Genomic DNA, 4754 nt, shown 5'->3' on the forward strand with positions numbered 1-4754 from the left:
AAGCTCGCTCCCACAGGGGCACAGGGGCACAGGGGTAATAGTGATCAGTCGATAAAAGTCACAACCCCACCCGCCAGCGACTTCACCCGGGCCAACGACTCGACGCGATAGCCCTGGGCATCCAATTCCGCGCGGCCGCCCTGGAATGACTTCTCGATCACGATCCCCAGACCTGCCACGGTGGCGCCGGCCTGCTTGATGATGGAAATCAGCGCCTGGGAGGCTTTGCCGTTGGCCAGGAAGTCATCGATGATCAGCACCCGGTCACTGCTGGTCAGGTGACGCGGGCTGATGGCGACGGTGCTTTCGGTCTTCTTGGTGAACGAATACACGGTGGCCGACAGCAGGTTCTCCGTCAGGGTCAGGGACTGTTGCTTGCGGGCGAAGATCACCGGCACGCCAAGGTTCAGCCCGGTCATGATCGCCGGGGCAATGCCCGAGGCTTCGATGGTGACGATCTTGGTAATGCCCGAATCCTTGAACAGCGCGGCGAATTCGTCGCCGATCAGCTTCATCAATTGCGGGTCGATCTGGTGGTTGAGAAACGCATCGACCTTCAGGACTTGGTCGGACAGCACGATGCCTAGCTCGCGGATTTTCTGGTGCAGGGCTTCCATGAAGCCTCCTCTGATGGCGCGTGGGCGCCTGAAGTCGGTAAAAAAAGTAGTCGATTCTAGCGCTTTAACATCGCGCGTATATCCGCCAGGGCACTGTTGCCGCGAACGACTTTGACTTCCGTCGGCGTGTCGTCGTTACCTTCCCAGGCCAGGTCGTCCGGCGGCAGTTCATCGAGAAAGCGGCTCGGTGCGCAGTCGATTACTTCGCCGTATTGCTTGCGCTTGGCGGCGAAGGTGAAGGCCAGCGTCTGGCGTGCCCGGGTAATGCCGACATAGGCCAGGCGCCGTTCTTCCTCGATGGTGTCGGCCTCGATGCTGGAACGGTGCGGCAGGATTTCCTCTTCCATGCCCATGATGAACACGTAGGGAAACTCCAGGCCCTTGGAAGCATGCCGCGTCATCATCTGCACGCCTTCGGCGCCTTCTTCCTCTTCCTGCTGGCGCTCGAGCATGTCCCGCAGCACGAGTTTGCCGATGGCGTCCTCGACCGTCATGTCGCCGTCTTCGTCTTTTTCCAGGGTGTTCTTCAACGCCTCGATCAGGAACCAGACGTTGCTCATGCGGTAGTCGGCAGCCTTGTCGCTGGAGCTGTTGGTGCGCAGCCAGTTCTCATAGTCGATATCCATGACCATGCTGCGCAGCGCTGAGATCGGATCTTCCCCGGCGCACTGCTCGCGGACCTTGTCCATGAAGCGCTTGAAGCGCGCCAGGCGATCGGTGAAGCGGCTGTCCAAGTGTTCGCCCAGGCCGATTTCATCGGTGGCGGCGTACATCGAGATCTTGCGCTCGGTGGCGTAGTTGCCGAGTTTTTCCAGGGTGGTCGAACCGATTTCCCGGCGCGGCACGTTGATTACCCGCAGGAAGGCGTTGTCGTCGTCCGGGTTCACGATCAGGCGGAAGTAGGCCATCAGGTCCTTCACTTCCTGGCGTCCGAAGAAGCTGTTGCCCCCCGACAGGCGATAAGGCACCTGGTGATGCTGCAATTTCAGCTCGATCAGCTTGGCCTGGTAGTTGCCGCGGTACAGGATCGCAAAGTCGCTGTACGGCCGGTCGGTGCGCAGGTGCAGGCTGAGGATTTCCATGGCCACGCGCTCGGCTTCGGCGTCTTCGTTGCGGCAACGGATCACGCGGATCTCGTCGCCGTGGCCCATCTCGCTCCACAGCTGTTTTTCGAACTCGTGGGGGTTGTTGGAAATCAGCACGTTGGCGCAGCGCAGGATGCGGCTGGTGGAGCGGTAGTTCTGCTCCAGCATTACCACTTTGAGCGACGGGTAGTCTTCCTTGAGCAACATCAGGTTTTCCGGCCGCGCGCCGCGCCAGGCATAGATCGACTGGTCATCGTCACCCACCACGGTGAACTGGTTGCGCTTGCCGATCAGTAGCTTCACCAGCAGATACTGGCTGGCGTTGGTGTCCTGGTATTCGTCCACCAGCAGGTAGCGGACCTTGTTCTGCCATTTTTCGAGAATGTCGGCGTGGTCCTGGAACAGCTTGACCGGCAACAGGATCAGGTCGTCGAAATCCACCGCGTTGAACGCCTTGAGCGTGCGCTGGTAGTGGGTGTAGACGATGGCGGCCGTCTGCTCCTTGGGGTTGCGGGCGTTCTCCAGGGCCTCGGGCGGCAGGATCAGGTCGTTTTTCCAGGCGCCGATCATGTTCTTGATCTCATCCACGCCGTCGTCGCCCGAATATTCCTTCTGCATGATGTCGGTCATCAGGGCCTTGACGTCGGTCTCGTCGAAAATCGAGAAGCCCGGTTTGTAGCCCAGCCGCGCGTGTTCCTTGCGGATGATGTTCAGGCCCAGGTTGTGGAAGGTACAGACCGTCAGGCCGCGACCTTCGCCGGCGCGCAGCAGGCCGCCAACCCGCTCTTTCATTTCCCGGGCGGCCTTGTTGGTGAAGGTCATGGCGACGATGTACTGGGCGCGGATGCCACAATTCTGGATCAGGTGCGCGATCTTGCGGGTGATCACGCTGGTCTTGCCGGAGCCTGCACCGGCGAGCACCAAAAGAGGGCCGCCGACATAGTTCACGGCTTCTTGCTGCCGGGGATTGAGTCGGGACATGACAGGGTTCAGGGAGTCGTTTGCGAAATGGGCCGGCAGTTTAACAGGCTCAGAGAATTGTGCTGCTCTGTCCGACTTGTGACGCACACAGGATTGTCATTTGCCGCTTTTGTCACTTTCACGCAGGATGTGGAGCCAATTGGGTCCTGCGTAGCATTTCGAGCGGAAAAAACCACCGAAAAGCGCGTGTTTGAGAACCATTGGCATTGGTCATTGCCCATCGGCAGGTCATAATGCCCGGCGCCTACCACCTTGCAGAGTCTAGGGAGTCAGCTTGTCAACGCCTGTCGAACCCTTGCGTTTGCTGTTATTGGCCCAAGAGCCAGAGTGGGCAGCAATCTTGCGCGAGTGCCTGGTGCCCTTGGGGCCCTCGGTCGTGTTGATCAGCGCTCCAAGCTGGGAGTCAGTGTGCAGCCTGTTCGAAGACAATCGCAACGCGGTGTTGCTGACCGTTGCGGCGTTGCAACCGGCGCCGGGTCGTTGCAGCCTGCCAACCATCCTGTTGCTTGAACACGAGCCGGCGGCTGCCCCCGACGGTGTCAGCGACTGGCTGGTGCGCGACGTGCTCGACAGTGCGACCCTGCGTCGTTGCCTGCGCCATGTGCGTGAACGCGGCGTGCTGGAAAACACCTTGCAGCGCCTCGCCGAACAGGACCCATTGACAGGCATCGCCAATCGCCAGGGCTTCCAGACCTTGCTGGCGGCGCGCCTGGCGGAAAACGACGGCCGTGGCCTGGCGCTCGGTCACCTGGACCTGGACAACTTTCGCCACGCCAACGACGCCCTCGGCCACCAGGCGGGTGACCGCTTGATCCTGCAAGTGGTGTCGCGGCTCAAGAGCTCGCTCGAGGCCGGCGATCAACTGGCGCGATTGGGCAGTGATGAATTCGCCCTGTTGATCGACACCCGCCGCGCACCACAGCGGGCCGAGTGGATGGCCGAGCGTATTACCGAGGCCTTGGCCGAACCCTATTGGGTGGACGGTGAAAGCTTGCTGATCGGCTGTAGTCTGGGCGTCGCCCATGCCCGCGCCCAGGCCGGCGCCGATCCGCTGATGTGGCACGCCCACATCGCCATGCAACAGGCCAAGAGCACCCAGGGCTGCACCTTTCATATCTTCAACGAGCGCATCAATCGCAATGCCCGCAGCCTCGCCGACCTGGAAAGCGAGCTGCGCCGGGCACTGCGCCGCGACGAGTTGGAACTGCATTACCAGCCCCGATTGAACCTCGATGGCGGCCACATCGTCGGCCTCGAAGCCCTGGTGCGCTGGCGTCACGGCGAGCGCGGCTTGCTGCCGCCGAGTGAGTTCGTGCCGCTGGCCGAACAGAGCGGCCTGATCGTGCCCCTGGGCTACTGGGTGATTTCCCGGGCGCTGCGGGACATGCAGGCCCTGCGCGAGCGAGGGCTGGCGCCGTTGCACATGGCGGTCAACCTGTCGTTCCGGCAGTTCCAGGACAGCCAGTTGCTGCCGACCTTGAGCCGGCTGATTGCCGAGCGGGGTGTCGAGGCGCAATGGCTGGAATTCGAACTCACCGAAACCGCCGTCATGCGCCGCAGCGAACTGGTCAAGCAAACCATGGATGCCTTGGGCCGCCTGGGGGTGCGCTTCTCCCTGGACGACTTCGGCACCGGCTTCTCGTCGTTCGTGCACCTCAACAGCCTGCCGATCGCCTTGCTCAAGATCGACAAGAGCTTCGTCGGCGGCATGGAACAGCGCGAAGAGAACCGCAAACTGGTGCACGCCATGATCAACCTGGCCCACACCCTCAACCTGGAGGTGGTGGCCGAAGGTGTGGAAACCCAGGAACAACTGGACTTGCTACGCGGTTTCGGTTGCGACCAGGTGCAGGGTTTCCTGATCAGCAAGCCGTTGCCGTTGCCGGAGTTGGTTGAATATTTGACGTTCGAGGGTGATCAGCAGTCGATGCTGGAAATCAGCTGACACAAAACCCTGTGGGAGCGGGCTTGCTCGCGAAGGGGGGGGCTTAAAGCGAATTTTTTAGGTGGTAAGTAAGCGGATCCAGCACATCCCCCGGCCCCCGACGGGGCCCGCGGGGGGGCGGGGGGG

At 61.5% G+C, this 4754-nt stretch carries 3 protein-coding genes; 1 reads left to right on the forward strand and 2 read right to left on the reverse strand.

Annotated elements, in window-relative coordinates; translation table 11 throughout:
• Window positions 1–44 precede the first annotated feature (44 nt).
• Together HGO40_RS30145 and rep are read right to left on the reverse strand one after the other, a co-directional pair.
• Window positions 45–617 carry a xanthine phosphoribosyltransferase gene (locus tag HGO40_RS30145; protein ID WP_042728997.1) on the reverse strand — a complete coding sequence of 191 codons (573 nt, stop codon included), beginning with the start codon at window positions 615–617 and terminating at the stop codon, window positions 45–47.
• Window positions 618–673: 56 nt separating this feature from the next.
• Window positions 674–2683, reverse strand: coding sequence for a DNA helicase Rep (gene rep, locus HGO40_RS30150; protein ID WP_250966012.1), 2010 nt, complete (start codon window positions 2681–2683; stop codon window positions 674–676).
• 274 nt (window positions 2684–2957) lie between these two features.
• On the opposite strand from rep, the gene HGO40_RS30155 reads away from it, so the two are divergent.
• Complete coding sequence (locus HGO40_RS30155) at window positions 2958–4628, forward strand: putative bifunctional diguanylate cyclase/phosphodiesterase (RefSeq protein ID WP_250966013.1); 1671 nt, start codon at window positions 2958–2960, stop codon at window positions 4626–4628.
• Window positions 4629–4754: the final 126 nt, after the last annotated feature.

Origin of the sequence: Pseudomonas sp. CG7, from assembly GCF_023701885.1 — a bacterium.
GTDB lineage: Bacteria > Pseudomonadota > Gammaproteobacteria > Pseudomonadales > Pseudomonadaceae > Aquipseudomonas > Aquipseudomonas zanjanensis.